14 protein-coding genes are annotated in these 16,567 nt (G+C 70.8%); 4 read left to right on the forward strand and 10 right to left on the reverse strand.

Annotated elements, in window-relative coordinates:
• Positions 1-161: 161 nt before the first annotated feature.
• Positions 162-797, reverse strand: coding sequence for a DsbA family protein (locus AB0P35_RS34655; RefSeq protein ID WP_363518853.1), 636 nt, complete (start codon positions 795-797; stop codon positions 162-164).
• Between the two features lie 205 nt (positions 798-1,002).
• Here AB0P35_RS34655 and pepN point away from each other — a divergent pair, with 205 nt between their 5' ends.
• The gene (gene pepN / locus AB0P35_RS34660; protein WP_363518856.1) at positions 1,003-3,567 is read left to right on the forward strand and encodes an aminopeptidase N; all 2,565 of its coding nucleotides are present in this window, start codon (positions 1,003-1,005) and stop codon (positions 3,565-3,567) included.
• Between the two features lie 75 nt (positions 3,568-3,642).
• Here the strand turns inward: pepN and AB0P35_RS34665 are convergent, their stop codons facing one another.
• The 8 genes from AB0P35_RS34665 to AB0P35_RS34700 form a co-directional block, all read right to left on the reverse strand.
• Positions 3,643-4,581, reverse strand: a complete 939-nt coding sequence (locus AB0P35_RS34665; protein WP_095875661.1) for a carbohydrate ABC transporter permease — start codon at positions 4,579-4,581, stop codon at positions 3,643-3,645.
• Positions 4,582-4,672: 91 nt separating this feature from the next.
• On the reverse strand, positions 4,673-5,605 hold the full coding sequence (locus AB0P35_RS34670) for a sugar ABC transporter permease (protein WP_095874861.1): 933 nt from the start codon (positions 5,603-5,605) through the stop codon (positions 4,673-4,675).
• Positions 5,606-5,685: 80 nt separating this feature from the next.
• On the reverse strand, positions 5,686-7,095 hold the full coding sequence (gene ngcE / locus AB0P35_RS34675; protein ID WP_363518860.1) for an N-acetylglucosamine/diacetylchitobiose ABC transporter substrate-binding protein: 1,410 nt from the start codon (positions 7,093-7,095) through the stop codon (positions 5,686-5,688).
• Positions 7,096-7,476: 381 nt separating this feature from the next.
• Positions 7,477-8,787: a glycoside hydrolase family 18 protein gene (locus AB0P35_RS34680; RefSeq protein ID WP_363518863.1), complete on the reverse strand. Its 1,311-nt coding sequence runs from the start codon at positions 8,785-8,787 to the stop codon at positions 7,477-7,479.
• 143 nt (positions 8,788-8,930) lie between these two features.
• A complete protein-coding gene (locus AB0P35_RS34685; RefSeq protein WP_363518866.1) occupies positions 8,931-9,560 on the reverse strand; it encodes a maleylpyruvate isomerase family mycothiol-dependent enzyme in 630 nt (209 codons plus the stop codon).
• Between the two features lie 82 nt (positions 9,561-9,642).
• Positions 9,643-12,303, reverse strand: coding sequence for an aconitate hydratase AcnA (gene acnA, locus AB0P35_RS34690; RefSeq protein ID WP_363518869.1), 2,661 nt, complete (start codon positions 12,301-12,303; stop codon positions 9,643-9,645).
• A gap of 204 nt (positions 12,304-12,507) precedes the next feature.
• Positions 12,508-12,654, reverse strand: coding sequence for a hypothetical protein (locus AB0P35_RS34695; protein WP_363518871.1), 147 nt, complete (start codon positions 12,652-12,654; stop codon positions 12,508-12,510).
• Positions 12,651-13,631 carry a hypothetical protein gene (locus tag AB0P35_RS34700; protein ID WP_363518874.1) on the reverse strand — a complete coding sequence of 327 codons (981 nt, stop codon included), beginning with the start codon at positions 13,629-13,631 and terminating at the stop codon, positions 12,651-12,653. Before AB0P35_RS34700 ends, AB0P35_RS34695 begins: the two co-directional genes overlap by 4 nt.
• Positions 13,632-13,685: 54 nt before the next feature.
• Between AB0P35_RS34700 and AB0P35_RS34705 the strand changes: the two genes are divergently transcribed.
• The 3 genes from AB0P35_RS34705 (at position 13,686) to AB0P35_RS34715 (ending at position 15,370) form a co-directional block, all read left to right on the forward strand.
• The gene (locus AB0P35_RS34705) at positions 13,686-14,114 is read left to right on the forward strand and encodes a hypothetical protein (RefSeq protein WP_363518877.1); all 429 of its coding nucleotides are present in this window, start codon (positions 13,686-13,688) and stop codon (positions 14,112-14,114) included.
• Positions 14,115-14,282: 168 nt separating this feature from the next.
• Complete coding sequence (locus tag AB0P35_RS34710) at positions 14,283-14,738, forward strand: type II toxin-antitoxin system VapC family toxin (RefSeq protein WP_363518880.1); 456 nt, start codon at positions 14,283-14,285, stop codon at positions 14,736-14,738.
• Between the two features lie 101 nt (positions 14,739-14,839).
• A complete protein-coding gene (locus AB0P35_RS34715; RefSeq protein ID WP_363518883.1) occupies positions 14,840-15,370 on the forward strand; it encodes a superoxide dismutase family protein in 531 nt (176 codons plus the stop codon).
• Between the two features lie 93 nt (positions 15,371-15,463).
• Here AB0P35_RS34715 and argF read toward each other — a convergent pair whose 3' ends face one another.
• Positions 15,464-16,465: an ornithine carbamoyltransferase gene (gene argF / locus AB0P35_RS34720; RefSeq protein WP_363518886.1), complete on the reverse strand. Its 1,002-nt coding sequence runs from the start codon at positions 16,463-16,465 to the stop codon at positions 15,464-15,466.
• Positions 16,466-16,567: the final 102 nt, after the last annotated feature.

A 16,567-nucleotide genomic window follows, 5' to 3' on the forward strand; every position in this document is an offset into this window, starting at 1 on the left:
GCCCACGGCCCGGCCGAGTTCACCGCCGGCATGGCCGTCGGCCTGCGGGTGGTCGCCGTCCCCGTGCTGCTCGCCGCCCTCGCCGTCTTCCTCGGGGAGGCACAGGCTGTGCCTCCCCACCCGCGGTCCCCGCGCCCCTCTGTCGTCCCCCGCCGGGGTCCTTACTCGAAGGACGGGCCGGCGGTGCGGGTGCGCTTGATCTCGTAGAAGCCCGGGGTGGAGGCGACCAGGACGGTGCCGTCCCACAGGCGGGCGGCGGCCTCGCCGCGCGGAGTGGGGGTGACCACCGGGCCGAAGAAGGCGATCCGGTCGCCGTCCGGTCCGTCGACGGCGATCACCGGGGTGCCGACGTCCTCACCGACCAGCGAGATGCCCTCCTGGTGGGAGGCGCGCAGGGCCTCGTCGTAGGCGTCGGTGTCGGCGGCGTCCGCGAGCTCGACCGGCAGGCCGGCCGCCTCCAGGGCCGCCTCGATGGTGGCGCGCTCGTTCGGCAGGCCCTGGTTGTGGAAGCGCAGGCCGAGCTCGGTGTAGAGCGGGCCGAGCACCTTGTCGCCGTGCGCCTGGGCGGCGGCGATGAGCACGCGCACCGGGCCCCAGCCCTTGGCGAGCAGCTCCTTGTACTTCTCCGGCAGCTCGTCGCGGCCCTCGTTGAGCACGGACAGGCTCATCACGTGCCAGCGGGTGTCCACCGGGCGCTGCTGCTCGACCTCCAGCATCCAGCGGGAGGTCATCCAGGCCCAGGGGCAGATCGGGTCGAACCAGAAGTCGGCGATCTTGCGGGAGTCGGCAGTCGTCACGGACGGCGTCCTTCAGTCGGCGTTCGGGTGCGGGGTGTACCCCGCGGTGCCAACCGTGCGGCGGCCCGGTTGATTCCGTGCGCACCGTCCGGTGCCGTGCCCGGGCGGCGCGGGCCCGGCGTGAAAGGATGCCCACCGGCCGGGCCCACCGGCTCGGCCTGCGCATTTTCCTCACAGCGTGCGATCCGGACAAAGGAGTACCGCCGTGCCGGGCAAGAACCTGAGCCGCGAAGAAGCCCAGCGACGGGCCGAGTTGATCCAGGTGGAGGGCTACCGGGTCCAGCTGGACGTCACCTCCGCGCCGGACCCGGCGGTCGACGTCTTCCGATCCACCACGACGATCGCCTTCCGCTGTTCGACGCCGGGTGCGGACACGTTCGTGGACCTGCTGGCGCCGGCCGTCCGCTCGGTGGTGCTGAACGGCCGGGCGCTGGACCCGGCCGAGGTGTTCGACGGCGTCCGGGTGGCGGTGCCGGGCCTGGCCGAGCAGAACGAGCTCGTGGTGGAAGCGGACTGCGCGTACAGCCGCACTGGCGAGGGCCTGCACCGGTTCGTCGACCCGGCGGACGGCGAGACCTACCTGTACACCCACTTCGAGCCGGCCGACGCCCGCCGGGTGTTCGCGAACTTCGAGCAGCCGGACCTGAAGGCGCCGTTCTCCTTCACCGTGGTCGCCCCGGCGGCCTGGGACGTGTACGCCAACGCGGTGCACGGGGAGGTCGCCGCGGACGGCAGCGGCACCCGTACCTGGCGGTTCGCCCCGACGAAGCCGATCTCCACCTACCTGACCGCGGTGGTGGCCGGCCCGTACCACGTGGCCCGCGACCACTACAGCCGCACCCTGCCGGACGGCACCGCGCTGGAGATCCCGCTCGCCGCGACCTGCCGCCGCTCGCTGGCGCCGTACTTCGACTCGGACGAGATCTTCACCGTCACCAAGCAGGGCCTGGACTTCTTCCACGACGAGTTCGACTACCCGTACCCGTTCGGCAAGTACGACCAGTGCTTCGTCCCTGAGTACAACATCGGCGCGATGGAGAACCCGGGCTGCGTGACCTTCCGCGAGGAGTTCGTCTTCCGGTCGCGGGTCACCGAGGCCGCGTACGAGGGCCGGGCCAACGTGGTGCTGCACGAGATGGCGCACATGTGGTTCGGCGACCTGGTCACCATGAAGTGGTGGGACGACCTGTGGCTGAAGGAGTCCTTCGCGGACTTCATGGGCTCGTTCTCGCAGATCGAGGCGACCCGGTACCGGGCGGTGTGGGTCACCTTCGCGAACCGCCGCAAGGCGTGGGCGTACCGGCAGGACCAGTTCCCGACCACCCACCCGATCACCGCGGACATCCGGGACCTGGAGGACGCCAAGCTCAACTTCGACGGCATCACCTACGCCAAGGGCGCCTCGGTGCTCAAGCAGCTGGTGGCGTACGTCGGCCGCGAGCCCTTCCTGGCCGGGGCCCGTGCCTACTTCAAGCGGCACGCGTACGGCAACACCGTGCTCACCGACCTGCTGGACGCGCTGGAGGAGACCAGCGGCCGCGACCTGACCGCCTGGTCGGCCGCCTGGCTGCAGACCTCCGGGGTCAACACGCTCGCCCCGCAGCTCACCGTGGACGCCGAGGGCCGGATCACCGAGCTCGCCGTCGTCCAGGACGGCGGCACCCCGCGCCCGCACCGGATCGCCGTCGGCCTCTACGACCGGGACGACTCCGGGGCGCTGGTGCGCACCGCGCGGCTGGAGCTGGACGTGACCGGCGGCCGGACGGTGGTCGCCGACGCCGTCGGGCTGCGCCGGCCGGCGCTGGTGCTGGTCAACGACGACGACCTGACGTACTGCAAGATCCGTTTCGACGAGGAGTCGCTGGCGACGCTGCGCGCCGGCCTCGGCGACGTCCACGACGACCTGGCCCGGGCGCTGGCCTGGTCCGCGGTGTGGAACCTGACCCGGGACGGGCTGATGCCGGCCCGCGACTACCTGGCGCTGGTGATGGACTTCGCCGGCCGGGAGTCCGAGATCGGCGTCCTGCAGTCGCTGCACCTGCAGGCGCAGACCGCGGTCGACCTGTACGCCGACCCGGCCTGGCGCGAGGAGAGCGGCCGGCTGCTCGCCGAGTGCGCCGTCCGGGAGCTGCGGGCGGCGGTGCCCGGCAGTGACCACCAGCTGGCCTGGGCTCGGTTCGTCGCCGCCTCGGCGCACGGCTCCGAGCAGCTGCAGCTGGTCCGCGGCCTGCTGGGGGGCACCGCCCGGATCGACGGCCTGGAGGTCGACCAGGAACTGCGGTGGGCGTTCTGGCTGGCGCTCGCCGCGGGCGGCGCCGCCACGGGCGAGGAGATCGAGCGGGAGCTGCAGCGTGACAACACCGCGAGCGGCCGCCGCCAGCTGACCCAGTGCCTCGCCGCGCTCCCCACGCCCGGCGCCAAGGCCGCCGCCTGGACGGCCGTCGTCGACTCCGACGAACTGCCGAACGCCCTGGTGGAGGCCCAGATCGCGGGCTTCGCGCAGGCCGGGCAGCGGGAGCTGACGGCGCCGTACGCCGACCCGTACTTCGCGATGCTGGAGGACATCTGGGAGCAGCGGTCGATCGAGATCGCGATGCGGATCGTCGGCGGCTTCTTCCCGAAGTACCAGACCGAGCAGAGGACGATGGACGCGGCGGACGCCTGGCTCGCCGAGCACGAGGACGCGGCCCCGGCCCTGCGGCGGCTGGTGGTCGAGTGCCGCGACGACCTGGCCCGGGCCCTGCGGGCACAGGCCTGCGACCGCGGCTGACCCGGCGGACACCGGGGCGAACCACAAGGGGCGCGTGGTGGTGACCCACGCGCCCCTTTTCCGTGCGTACCCCGACTACTTCAGCGTGGCCGAGGTGAGGCCGGCCTGGACCTGGCGCTGGAAGGAGAGGTAGACCACCAGCACCGGCAGCATGGCGATCGTCATACCGGCGAACAGGGCCGGGGCGTCGCTCTTGTAACCGGACTGCAGGGCGAGGTTGACCAGGCCCTGGGCGAGCATCGAGTGGTCGGCCTCGCCGGCGGTGGTCGGCTGCATCAGGGTCACCGGCAGGATGTACTGGTTCCACTGGCCGAGGACGTTGAAGATGCCGACGCTGATCAGGCCCGGCTTGGCCATCGGCACCATGATCTGGAAGAACGCCCGGGTGTGCGAGCAGCCGTCCAGCATCGCCGCCTCGTGCACGGCGGTCGGCAGGGTCCGGAAGAACGAGTACATGAAGAAGACGGTGAACGGCAGCGAGTAGGCGACGTACACCAGGATCAGGCCGAGGTAGCTGTTCAGGCCGAGCAGCGGGCTGATCTCGCCCAGGTTGCGGACCATGAAGAACAACGGGACGAGGGCCAGGTACACCGGGAACATCGCGCCGGCGACGAACAGGTAGTAGATGACCTTGTTGCCCTTGAACTCGTAGCGGGCCAGCACGTAGGCGGCCATCGAGCCGAGCAGCATGGTCAGGGTGAGGGACCCGGCGAGGACGATCAGGGTGTTGACGAAGAATCCGCCGATGCCCTTCTCCCAGGCCCGGCTGAAGGCGCCGAACCCGAAGGACTCGGGCCAGCTCCAGGCGGAGCCGTTGATCTGGCTGTCCGTCTTGAAGGAACCGAGGACGACCCAGGCCAGCGGCAGGATGATCATCGTGGCCCACAGGGCGAGGAAGCCGTGCGAGAAGGCGTTCAGCACGCCGCCGCCGTCGGCGAACCGCTGCGGGCGGTCGGCGGGCCGGCTGCCGCTGCGCTGGCCGGGAAGGCTCGCGGCCTTGTCGAGAGTGCTCATGCCCACGCCTCGCTCCGCTCGGCGCGTGCTTCGCACAACGCCCAGGTCTTCTTGATGAGCTCACTTCGTTCGCTCATGTCCCGGCCCCCGCTCAGTACTCGATCTTGTCGCGCTTGGTGACCCAGAGCGAGACGATGGTCAGGATCAGGGTGAAGAAGAAGATCACCACACCCATGGCACAGGCGTAGCCGGCCTCGCCGTTGCGCAGGAAACTGCGCATCAGGTAGGTCGAGATCAGCTCGCTGTGGTGGTCCGGGCCGCCGCCGAAGTAGGCGCCCGGGGTGATGCTGGAGACGAGGGCGAAGGCGTCCATCGCGACGATCGCCAGGTACACCCAGGCGGTCTGGACGGTCTCCCAGAGCAGCGGCAGGGTGATCTTGAAGAAGGTCTGTCCGCGCTTGGCGCCGTCCAGCAGGGCGGCCTCGTAGATGTCCTTGGGGATGGACTGCATGGCCGCGGAGAACAGCACCAGGTAGAAGCCGACGCCGGACCAGACGAGGACGGCGAGGACGCACCAGAGCACCATGTCCGGGTCGGACAGGAACTGCACCGGGTCGTGCGCGGAGGCGAGGCCGAGCTTGATCAGGATGCCGTTGGCGAGGCCGCTGCCGTCGGTGCGGTAGACCGCGCCCCACAGGACGGCGAGGATCGCGATCGACAGCACCTGCGGGAAGAAGAAGACCACCTTGTAGAAGCCGGCGCCGCGCACGCCCTGGACGCCGCCGGTGCCGGTCTTCCCACCGACGTTGAGCATGAAGGCGAAGAAGAGCGCGATCAGTATCGTCACGATCGGCAGCAGGATCAGCAGCAGCAGGTTGTGCCACAGCGCCCCGCCGAAGACCTCGTCATCGAGGAGTCTCGTGTAGTTGTCCAGGCCGATGAAATCCATCTCCTGGCTCGCACCCGACCAGTTGGTCAGGGAGTATCCGAAGGTCTGCGCGTACGGCCAGAGCACCAGGCCGACGTACAGCACGATCGGGAGAAAGAGGAACCCCACGATGAAGGGGTACTTGCCGTGACGCATTGCGGTCACTTCTCCTGTCCGTCAGGCGGACGCACCGGGGGCGGTTCGGGGCCCCCGGTGCGCTGTTCTAGTCCGACCGGTCAGGCGGTCTTGTTCTTGCCGGCCGACTCCTTGGCCCGCTTGATCCACTCCGCCGGAGTGATGCGCTTGGCCATGAGCTCGCCCGAGGCGTTCTGCAGGTCCTCGTCGAACTTGGAGGCGGTGTTCGGGTACTGGAAGTTGAAGGTGTTGGTGCCGGCCGCCTTCAGGGCCACCACGGTGGACTGGGTGCCGGGCTTGAGCTTCACCTCCGGGCCGACGCCGTCCTTGAGGCAGGTGAGGCTGTTGGCGGTCTGGGCGAACTTGCCCGAGGCCTCCTTGGTCAGCATCATCCGGAGGAGCTCCAGGCCGCCGGCCACGTTCTTGGCCTTGGACGGGACGATGAAGGGCTCGCCCGCACCGGCGCGGATCGCCTCGAAGGGCAGCTTGTCGCCGGGCAGCGACGGGATCGGCAGGAACTTCATGTCGAAGTCGGCCGGGGTGGTCGGCAGCTGCTCGTTCTCCAGCCAGGAGCCGGAGGGGATGAACGCGGCCTTGTACTGGTTCCAGGCGGTCTGCGACTCGGTGTGGGTCATGCCGTTGGTGCCGGGCAGCAGGAAGTCCTTGTCGACGACCTGGAAGAACGACTCCACGGCGGTCTTCACGGCCGGGTCGTCCCAGGCGGTGGCGTCGAGGCTGTCGATCCGCTTCATGAGGTCCAGGCCGCCCTGCTTGGCGATCATGTCCATCATGACGACGTTGATGTAGTACGGGTACTTGCCCTGGTGGGCGAGCGGGGCGATGCCCTTGGCCTTGATCTTGCCGCAGAGGTCGATGAACTCGGCCCAGGTCTTCGGCGCCGTCCAGCCGTTGTCCTTGAAGAGCTTGCCGGAGTACCAGAAGCCCCAGACGGTGTAGACGTAGGACAGGTTGTAGACCTTGCCCTTGACGGTGCCGGACTCGACGGTGCCGGGCATCAGCACGTCACGGATCTTCTTCGACGGGTCGTCGATGTACGGGGCGTCCAGCAGCGGGGCCAGGTCGGTCAGCTGGCCGGAGTCGGCGAGGACGTCGAGCTTCATCTGCTTGGCGCCGGAGTCGTCGATGACGTCCGGCGGGGAGCCGGCGTTGAAGCGCGGCTGGAGCTTGCCGGTGACGTCCTTGTCGGCCTGGTGGTTGATCTTGGCGCCGGGGTAGCTCTTGGCGTAGATCGCCTCGAACGCCTTGGCGTACTCGTTGCCGTAGCCGCCGTCGAAGATGAATACCTCGAGGCCCTCGCCGTCCTTGACGCCGAACGGGTTCTTCGCGTCGGTCAGGTTGTAGCCCGCGGCGCCCTTGGCGCCCTTGTCGCTGCTGCCGCCGGTGCCGCCGGCACACGCGGTGAGCAGAGAGCCGCCGGTGGCCGCGAGCACGGCGATGCCGGCGGCGCGCTTGAAGATGTCCCGGCGGTTGTACTCGGTTGCAGAGCCCATGAAGTGTGCCCCTAGCCCCTCGATGTCCAAGAAGATGGTGATGCCCCGGGGTATGACGAGATGTCAATTCCCGTTTGTTCGGGCCCGCCTAGCGGCAACTGCGCCGGTCAGAGGCGTGAAGTCGATGCGCACAGGTATAGTCCACTGTTCACCCTCCGGCAATAGTCGGGCCGCTGGATGGGTCAGGTTGGGAGTCAAAGCGTTGCGGGCGGTGCAGCATGTGCAATGCGCAGGGAGCCTGCCCATTGCGGCCGCCCGACCAGTACCGAGAAGGTAGCGCGTTCTTGCTCGTTTGAACATGGAAACGCGCAGCTTCGCGCATCCACGAACCGAAATCGTGATACGCGAAACTGCGCGCCGTCCGGCGGCGACCGCCTGCCGTTACCTCCGCAGACCGGCGTCCAGGGCGGCGACGAGGGTGCCCGCGGTGTCGTCGTTCTCCAGCGACCAGGCCATCACACCACCGAGACCGTTGGTCGCGACATAGCGCGCCTTCCGGGTGAGCAGCTCGGGCGTGTCGTACGTCCAGAACTCGGTGCCGTCGTACTTCCAGGTCGCCCCGTGCCGGCGGTCCTCGTGGACGGTGCCGGGCAGGTCCTTGATCCGATTCCAGGGCAGGTTGCCGCCCCGGGCGAGACCGGTGGCGCTCTGGTACAGGCCGGCGCGGCCGCCGTCCGGCACGCCCGTCCAGCCGTAGCCGTAGAACGGCACGCCGAGCACCGCCTTGGCCGGCGGCAGGCCCTTGGCCAGGTAGTGCCGGACCACCTTGTCGGCACTGAGGCCGGCGTTCTGCGGCGACGGGTCGGCCGGGTCGGAGTACAGGTTGGCCTGGTGGTTCGTCGGGCCCTGGGCCTCCCAGGGGCCGTGCAGGTCGTACGTCATGAGGTTCAGCCAGTCGACCGACTTGGCGACCTTGCGGACCTCCAGCCGGTCGGCCTTGTCCTCGCCGGCGGGGACGGCGGCGGTCAGCAGGTAGTGGGCGTGCCGCTGCCGGCCGAGGGCGTCCAGCTGGCGGCGGAACTCCTGCATCAGCAGGGTGTAGTTCCGGCCGTCCTCCGGGCGGACGACGTTGCCGGCGTCGCCCCCGCCGCCCGGGTACTCCCAGTCGATGTCGATGCCGTCGAAGACGCCGGCGCCCGCGCCCGGCCCGCCCTCGGCGGAGCCGAGCTGCGGCAGGTCGCCCCTGAGGTAGAGGTCGATGCAGGAGGAGACGAACTCCTTGCGGGCGGCATCGGTGGCGGCGGCGTCCGAGAAGTACTTGGACCAGGTCCAGCCGCCGAGCGAGACGACGGCCCGCAGCTGCGGGTTCTTCGCCTTGAGCTTGCGCAGCTGGTTGAAGTTGCCCTTCAGCGGCTGCTCGGCGGTGTCGGCGACGCCGTCCACCGACTCATCGGCGCCGACCGGGCGCTGGTAGTCGGCCCAGGCGTCGCCGACGCCGGCGGCGTTGGCCTCGAAGCAGGTGCCGTCGGCGGAGACGTTGCCGAAGGCGTAGTTGAGGACGGTGAGCTTTCCGGCCTGGCCGGAGTCCTGCACCTTCCTGGCGGAGAAGCCGCCGTATATGCCCCACTGGGTGAAGTAGCCCACCCGCTCGCCCTTGAGGCGGGGGCCGTGGTCGTGGGCCTGTGCGGCGGTGGGTGCGGCAAGCGCGGCGGCGACTGCCATCGCGAGGACTGCGGAGGTGCGTCTGGGCATGCCCGTGGCCTTCTCTGAGTCGGCGTCAATTGGTCTGAACCAAGCCGAGACAGAGGTTTAGTCCACTGGAGCCGATGCGCACAAGGGGGCGGGCGCCGACGGGCGTTGGCGCGGTGCGCCGGAGGCGGGCACCGGGGCGGGGCTCAGAGCCGGGAGGTGAGCACCGGCAGACCGTCCCCGGACAGGCCGGCGAGGCCGGCAGGACGGCCGGTGACGGCCAGCAGCAGGGAGAGCATCGGTCCGACCACCTCCGGGCCGTCCCCGGAGCTCCAGGAGGTGTCGGCGGCCCGCAGCCGCAGCCCGGCGGCCCGGCGCTTGCCCCCGATCAGCAGGTTGGAGCGGAGGTAGAGGTCGGCGCAGCGGGTCAGCGCCTTCGGCGGGTAGGCGCGGGTGATGCCGAGCGGGCGGCGGATGTCCTCGGCGTGCACCACCGTCTCGCCGAGCCAGGTGTCCGTCGGGCCGGGCGGGTGGCCGACCGAGTCGAGCTCCGCCTCGAAGGCAGCCACGGTGGCGGCCGGCTCTCCGGCGGTCAGTTCGGCGATCTCCCGGGCCGTCATCACCTCGAACCGGAAGCCGGCCCGGGCCATCTTGAGGAAGAACCTCGGCGGGCTCATCCGGGCCGTCGCCGCCATGTGCGCCAGCGTGTCGCGGACGCTCCGCCCCACGCATAGCGACTCCACCATCCACTGTTCCGCGGCCAGGTCCCGGACGTCCGCCAATAGGGCCCGCCGTTCGGCGTGGACGAGGTCCCACACCTCGGATCGCGTCGCCATGCTTCCGTGCTACTACGACGGCGGCCGGGCCGCACCCCCGGGGTGGGGGTGCGGCCCGGCCGCTCGCGTTCCGGTGCGGGACTCAGCCGATCAGGCTGCGCAGCACGTACTGCAGGATGCCGCCGTTGCGGTAGTAGTCCGCCTCACCGGGGGTGTCGATGCGGACGACCGCGTCGAAGGCGGTGCTGGTCCCGTCCGCGCCGACCGCGGTGACCTTGACGGTCTTCGGGGTGCGGCCCTCGTTGAGCTCGGTCACGCCGGAGAAGGAGAAGGTCTCCTCGCCGGTCAGGCCCAGCGAGTCGGCCGTCTTGCCCGCCGGGAACTGCAGCGGCAGGACGCCCATGCCGATCAGGTTCGAGCGGTGGATGCGCTCGTAGGACTCGGCGATGACGGCCTTGACGCCGAGCAGCGCGGTGCCCTTGGCGGCCCAGTCGCGGGACGAGCCGGAGCCGTACTCCTTGCCGGCCAGGACGACCAGCGGGGTGCCGGCGGCCTGGTAGTTCTGCGAGGCGTCGTAGATGAACGACACCGGCGCGTCGGCCTGGGTGAAGTCGCGGGTGTAGCCGCCCTCGGTGCCCGGCGCGATCTGGTTGCGCAGGCGGATGTTGGCGAAGGTGCCGCGGATCATGACCTCGTGGTTGCCACGGCGCGAGCCGTAGGAGTTGAAGTCACGCTTCTCCACACCGTGCTCGGTGAGGTACTGCGCCGCCGGGGTGCCCGGCTTGATGTTGCCGGCCGGGGAGATGTGGTCGGTGGTGACCGAGTCGCCCAGCTTGGCCAGGACGCGGGCGCCGGCGATGTCGTTCACCGGGCTCGGGGTCTTGGCCATGCCCTCGAAGTACGGGGGCTTGCGGACGTAGGTGGACTCGGCGTCCCACTCGAAGGTGTTGCCGGTCGGCACGGGGAGCGACTGCCAGCGGTGGTCGCCGGCGAAGACGTCCTGGTAGCCCTTGTCGAACATGGCCTCGTCGATGGAGCCGGCGACGGTGTCGGCGACCTCCTGCTCGGACGGCCAGATGTCGGCGAGGAAGACGTCGTTGCCGTCGGCGTCCTGGCCCAGGGCGTCACGGGTGATGTCGACGTTCATGTTGCCGGCGAGGGCGTACGCGACCACCAGCGGCGGGGACGCCAGGTAGTTCATCTTGACGTCGGGGTTGATCCGGCCCTCGAAGTTGCGGTTGCCGGAGAGCACCGAGACGACCGCGAGGTCCGACTCGTTGACGGCGGCCGAGACCTCCTCGGGCAGCGGGCCCGAGTTGCCGATGCAGGTGACGCAGCCGTAGCCGACCAGGTTGAAGCCCAGCTTCTCCATGTACGGGAGCAGGCCGGCCTTCTCGTAGTAGTCCATGACGACCTTGGACCCGGGGGCCAGGGTGGTCTTGACCCACGGCTTGACCGTGAGGCCCTTCTCCACGGCCTTCTTCGCCAGCAGGGCGGCGCCCAGCATGACGGAGGGGTTGGAGGTGTTGGTGCAGGAGGTGATCGAGGCGATCACGACCGCGCCGTTGTCGATCTCGTAGGACGAGCCGTCGGGGGCGGTGACGGCGGTCGGCTTCGAGGCCTCGGCGGAGTAGGTCGGCAGCGCCTCGGCGAACTTGCCCGCGGCCTCGGCCAGGATCACGCGGTCCTGCGGGCGCTTCGGGCCGGAGATCGACGGGACGACGGTGGAGACGTCCAGCTCCAGGTACTCGGAGTAGACCGGCTCGACCGACGGGTCGTGCCAGAGGCCCTGCTCCTTGGCGTACGCCTCGACCAGCGCGAGCTGCTGCTCGTCGCGGCCGGTGAGCTTCAGGTAGTTGATGGTCTCGGCGTCGATCGGGAAGATCGCACAGGTCGAGCCGAACTCCGGCGACATGTTGCCGATGGTGGCGCGGTTGGCCAGCGGGATCGAGGTGACGCCCTCGCCGTAGAACTCGACGAACTTGCCGACCACACCGTGCTTGCGCAGCATCTCGGTGATGGTGAGCACCAGGTCGGTGGCGGTGGTGCCGGCCGGGAGCTGGCCGTTGAGCTTGAAGCCGACCACGCGCGGGATCAGCATGGAGACCGGCTGGCCGAGCATCGCGGCCTCGGCCTCGATGCCGCCGACGCCCCAGCCGAGCACGCCGAGGCCGTTGACCATGGTGGTGTGCGAGTCGGTGCCGACGCAGGTGTCGGGGTACGCCTGGCCGCCCCGGACCATGACGGTACGGGCCAGGTGCTCGATGTTGACCTGGTGGACGATGCCGGTGCCGGGCGGGACGACCTTGAACTCGTCGAATGCGGTCTGGCCCCAGCGCAGGAACTGGTAGCGCTCCTTGTTGCGGCCGTACTCGATCTCGACGTTCTGGACGAAGGCGTCCGGGGTGCCGAACTTGTCGGCGATGACGGAGTGGTCGATGACCAGCTCGGCCGGCGCCAGCGGGTTGATCTTGGACGGGTCGCCGCCCAGCTCCTTCACGGCCTCACGCATGGTGGCGAGGTCGACGACGCACGGCACACCGGTGAAGTCCTGCATGATCACGCGGGCCGGGGTGAACTGGATCTCCTCGGACGGCTCGGCCGTCGCGTCCCAGTTGCCCAGGGCCCGGATGTGGTCGGCGGTGATGTTCGCGCCGTCCTCGGTGCGGAGCAGGTTCTCCAGCAGGACCTTGAGGCTGTACGGCAGCCGCTCGGAACCCTCGACGGCGGAGAGCTTGAAGATCTCGTACGACTCGTCGCCCACCTGCAGCGAGCTGCGGGCGTCGAAGCTGTTCGCGGACACGACTGACTCCTTCTGGGTCCACCCGGTGGTAAGGTAAGCCTTAGTTAAGCTCACCGCGCCGATGATGGAAGGCGTGCGCCTCTCGGCAGATATCTTGACGTCAAGATAAAGCATAGTGCGTAGTTATCTCGATGTCGAGATAAACCATAGTGCATGGCTGCGTCCAAACTTCACCCGGCGATGCCCCGGCGCAACCGCAGCAGTTCAGCCCCTGCGGCGCGACCGCGCGTACCAGAGCATGGCCAGCACGCCCACCACCACCAGGGCTCCCACCACGACGATCACCAGTGTCCCGGCGGAGTCCGCGGGCTCCGGGGCGATGTCCGCGAGCAGGGCGGCCGTTGCGTTCACGAGAGGTCCTTTCGACGGTCGGACGGCGCCGGGGCGAGGCCCGCCACCAGCAGCAGGAGGACGGGGAACTCCAGGTAGGCGTGGTAGCTCGCCACCGCCGCGTACAGCGCCTTGCCCTGCGCCCAGTCGGTGGCGAACAGCACGGCGAGCGCCGCCCCCGCGGCCACGCCGAGCAGCCAGGCCCGCCGACCGCGCAGCAGCGGCGCCCTCCGCTCGAAGGCCGCCGAGGCGTCCGGCGCGAAGCGCGGCAGGAACCACACCCACACCACGTAGTGCATGGTCTGCAGGAAGGCGAAGACCGCCACGAAGCGCAGCCCCGCCGCGGTGTGCAGCCACGCCGGCGGCGTGTACGCGGCCGCCAGCCGGGCCACTCCCCCGTCCGCCGGGGTCAGCACCCCGTCCAACGCGCCGCCCAGCAGCAGCGCCGGCACCGCCAGCACCCAGCCGCACTGCACCGCCAGGAAGACCGCACGGCCGCGCGGCAGGCACCTCGACCACTCCCAGAGGAAGACCAGCGGCACCAGGTTGTGCAGGTGCGCCAGCACCACGAAGTGGTACGCGGGGAAGGCCAGCGAGAGCGTCGCGGCCGCCGCCAGCACCAGGCCGGCCCCGGCGAGCGCGAGCGGCCGGGCCCGCAGCGCCCGCAGGCAGGCCGCCGCCAGCAGTCCGTACGCGAGCAGGATCTCGGCGGTGTGCGGGAGCGGACCCGGCGGAAGGAGCCGGCAGACCACGATCCCGGTGATCAGCACCAGCAGCAGCCGCAGGAAGGGGCCCGCCAGGACGTGCTCGAAGCGGCCCGCGACGTACCGCAGTTCGAGGACGTTGTGCAGGATGCCGAAGGTCGCCAGACCGAGCACCGCCAGACCGGCCGGGGCCCGCAGGGCGACCGTCAGGGCGAGGGCCGCGGCCAGCACGAACCCGGCCGTCGGCAGGGCCCCGCCCGCCGTCCGCACCGCCGGTACCGCGCCCACTGCCACGTCGGTCCTCCCCTGCCCGCCCGGCCGCCGCCGTGCCCCTGGCACGATCACACCGTGCCGTACCCCTTGGCTCTCGCCCTCACGCTGCTCGTCGAGGTGCCGCTGTACACCGCGGCGCTCGGCGCGCTCGGCGGCGTCCGCCCCGCGCGGGCCGCCCTGACGGGGGCCGCGGTGAACGGTCTGACGCACCCGGTGCTCTGGTGGTCGCTCCGGCACGCCGCCGCCGGGCCCGCCGCAGCCTACTGGACGGCGTTCGGGCTCGCCGAGGTCTCGGTCTGCCTGGTCGAGGCCGCGCTGGCGGGACTGCTGACGGCGGAGCGGGGCACGGCCACGGCAGGGGCGGCGCGGGAACCCGTTGGACGGCCGGGGACGCCCACGGGAGGTGCGGCCGGCCGCGGACGCCTGCCCTGGCCGCTGCTCGGCGCGGCCGCGCTCACGGCCAACGCGAGCTCGGTGCTGGTGGGACTGCTGGCGGCCCGTTGACCCGGCGGCCGACGGGTGGCGGGCGGGAGGCGGCGGGCGGGAGGCGGCAGCAGGCGCCCGGGAGGTCGGGCCCGCGGCAGAGGGTCGGTGACGGCTACGGTGGTGCCGAGCCGGCGGCACGACGGGAGCCGGCCGGAGCGACAGCCGGGGGCAGGCCGAGTGATCGTGGTGGACGCGTCCGCGCTGGTACTGGCACTGGCGGACGACGGGGAACGCGGCCGGGCCGCACGGGCCGAACTGGCCCGGGACACCGAGTGGGCCGCGCCGGACCACGTGCTGATCGAGGTGATGCAGTCCCTGCGCGGCCTGTACCTCGCGCGCGAGGTCACCGCCGAGCGGGTCGCCGAGATCGCCGGACAGCTGCCCGCACTGACCGTCCGGCGGGTGGACGTGACACCCCTGCTCGGCCGGATCTGGGCGCTCAAGGACAACCTCACCCCGGACGACGCCGCCTATGTCGCGGTCGCCGAGGAACTCGGCGCTCCCCTGGTCACCGCGGACCTGCGGCTGATGCGGGCCAGCGGCCCGCGGTGCGAGATCCGCGGCATCCTGCCCGGCCCGTCCGCCGCCGGCGGTACTCCGGGGACCGGCCGCTCGTCCGGGGGTGACCGCTCGTCCGGGTGACCCGGCGGCACGGCGGCGTGCACGGCGCGGCGCCGCCCGCCACGGTGGGGTGCTGTCCCCGCCCGGTGCCCGTCCGCCGCGGCCCGTCGAGAGGTGCGCCGATGCCCGTCCCGTTCACTACCGCGCTGCCCGCACTCCTGCTGCTGCCCGCGTTCGCCGGGCCCGGCACGGTCGTGTCGGCGGACTTCGACCCGGCCACCGCCTTCGTCCCGCCGGTGGCGACCAGCCACGCGCCGGACGTGGTGCCCTACGGCTCCCACATCCGGGTCACCGAGGCCCGGGACGCCGGCGGGACGACGGTCGTGGTGGAGCTCACCGGGGTGGCGCCCGCCACGGAGCTGGCCGCCCACGTGCACACCGGCCGCTGCGCGGCGGACCCGGCTGCCTCCGGCCCGCACTACCAGGACACCGCGGACCCGGTGCAGCCCTCGACCGACCCCGCCTACGCCAACGACCGCAACGAGGTCCGGCTGGCGCTGCGCACCGACGCGCAGGGGGACGCAGCGGCGCGGACCCGGGTGGGCTGGCGGTTCCGGCCCGGCGGGGCACGGTCACTGGTGCTGCACACCGTGCACGCCGAGGGCGCCCGAACTGCGGGCACCCGGGTGGCGTGCGTGAACGTCGACTTCTGACCGGCGACTGGGCGCCGCGCGAGCCGGGCCCGGGAGTCGGGCCCGTGAGCCGACCCGGGAACCCGTCTCAGGAATCCAGCTCAGAAGCCTGCTTCAGGAACCGAGCGTGGCGACCAGCACCGCCTTGATGGTGTGCAGCCGGTTCTCCGCCTGGTCGAAGACCACCGAGTGCGCCGACTCGAAGAGCTCGTCCGTGCACTCCAGCTCCGTCATCCCGGTCTCCTCGTACATCTGGCGACCGATCTCGGTGCCGAGGTCGTGGTACGCGGGCAGGCAGTGCAGGAACTTGACGGCGGGGTTGCCGGTCGCGCGGACGGTGTCCATGGAGACCTGGTACGGCTTCAGCAGGGCGATCCGCTCGGCCCACACCTCCTTGGGCTCGCCCATCGAGACCCAGACGTCGGTGTAGAGGAAGTCGGCACCGGCCACGCCCTCCGCCACCGACTCGGTGACGGTGATCCGGGCCCCGGTGGTGGCGGCGAGCTCCTGGGCGGCCTTCTGCACGTCGTCGGCCGGCCAGAGCTGCCGCGGGGCCACGATGCGCACGTCCATGCCGAGCAGCGCGCCGGTGACGAGCAGCGAGTTGCCCATGTTGTTGCGGGCGTCGCCGAGGTAGGCGAGGGCGACCTCGCCGAGCGGCTTGACGCAGTGCTCGCGGACGGTGAGGACGTCCGCGAGCATCTGGGTCGGGTGCCACTCGTCGGTCAGCCCGTTCCACACCGGGACACCGGCGTGCGCGGCCAGCTCCTCGACGATCTCCTGGCCGTGGCCGCGGTACTCGATGCCGTCGAACATCCGGCCGAGCACCCGGGCCGAGTCGCGGATGGACTCCTTGTGGCCGATCTGGGAACCCGCCGGGTCGAGGTAGGTGGTGGAGGCGCCCTGGTCGTGGGCGGCCACCTCGAAGGCGCAGCGGGTGCGGGTGGACGTCTTCTCGAAGATCAGGGCGATGTTCTTGCCGCGCAGCCGGGGCTGCTCGGTGCCGGCGTACTTGGCGGCCTTCAGTTGGGCGGCGAGGTCCACCAGGAAGCGGAACTCCTGGGGAGTGAAGTCGAGCTCCTTGAGGAAGTGCCTGTTCCGGAGGTTGAACGCCATGCCGGGCTCCTGGGTCATCCTGGTTCATTCGATGGTGAGACGGGAAGTGTATACGACCCTCGGAATTTCTATGCAGCAGTGGGGTGTGACGCGGACGCCCCG

Origin of the sequence: Kitasatospora sp. NPDC085879 (assembly GCF_040686255.1) — a bacterium.
Classification (GTDB): domain Bacteria; phylum Actinomycetota; class Actinomycetes; order Streptomycetales; family Streptomycetaceae; genus Kitasatospora.

What these genes read in the sequence shown, in the direction of transcription:
- AB0P35_RS34665 (WP_095875661.1), bottom strand. Translation starts at nt 4,581, where the DNA reads ATGAGCACTCTCGACAAGGCCGCGAGCCTTCCCGGCCAGCGCAGCGGC.
- AB0P35_RS34670 (WP_095874861.1), bottom strand. Translation starts at nt 5,605, where the DNA reads ATGCGTCACGGCAAGTACCCCTTCATCGTGGGGTTCCTCTTTCTCCCG.
- ngcE (WP_363518860.1), bottom strand. Translation starts at nt 7,095, where the DNA reads ATGGGCTCTGCAACCGAGTACAACCGCCGGGACATCTTCAAGCGCGCC.
- AB0P35_RS34680 (WP_363518863.1), bottom strand. Translation starts at nt 8,787, where the DNA reads ATGCCCAGACGCACCTCCGCAGTCCTCGCGATGGCAGTCGCCGCCGCG.
- AB0P35_RS34685 (WP_363518866.1), bottom strand. Translation starts at nt 9,560, where the DNA reads ATGGCGACGCGATCCGAGGTGTGGGACCTCGTCCACGCCGAACGGCGG.
- AB0P35_RS34715 (WP_363518883.1), top strand. Translation starts at nt 14,840, where the DNA reads ATGCCCGTCCCGTTCACTACCGCGCTGCCCGCACTCCTGCTGCTGCCC.
- argF (WP_363518886.1), bottom strand. Translation starts at nt 16,465, where the DNA reads ATGGCGTTCAACCTCCGGAACAGGCACTTCCTCAAGGAGCTCGACTTC.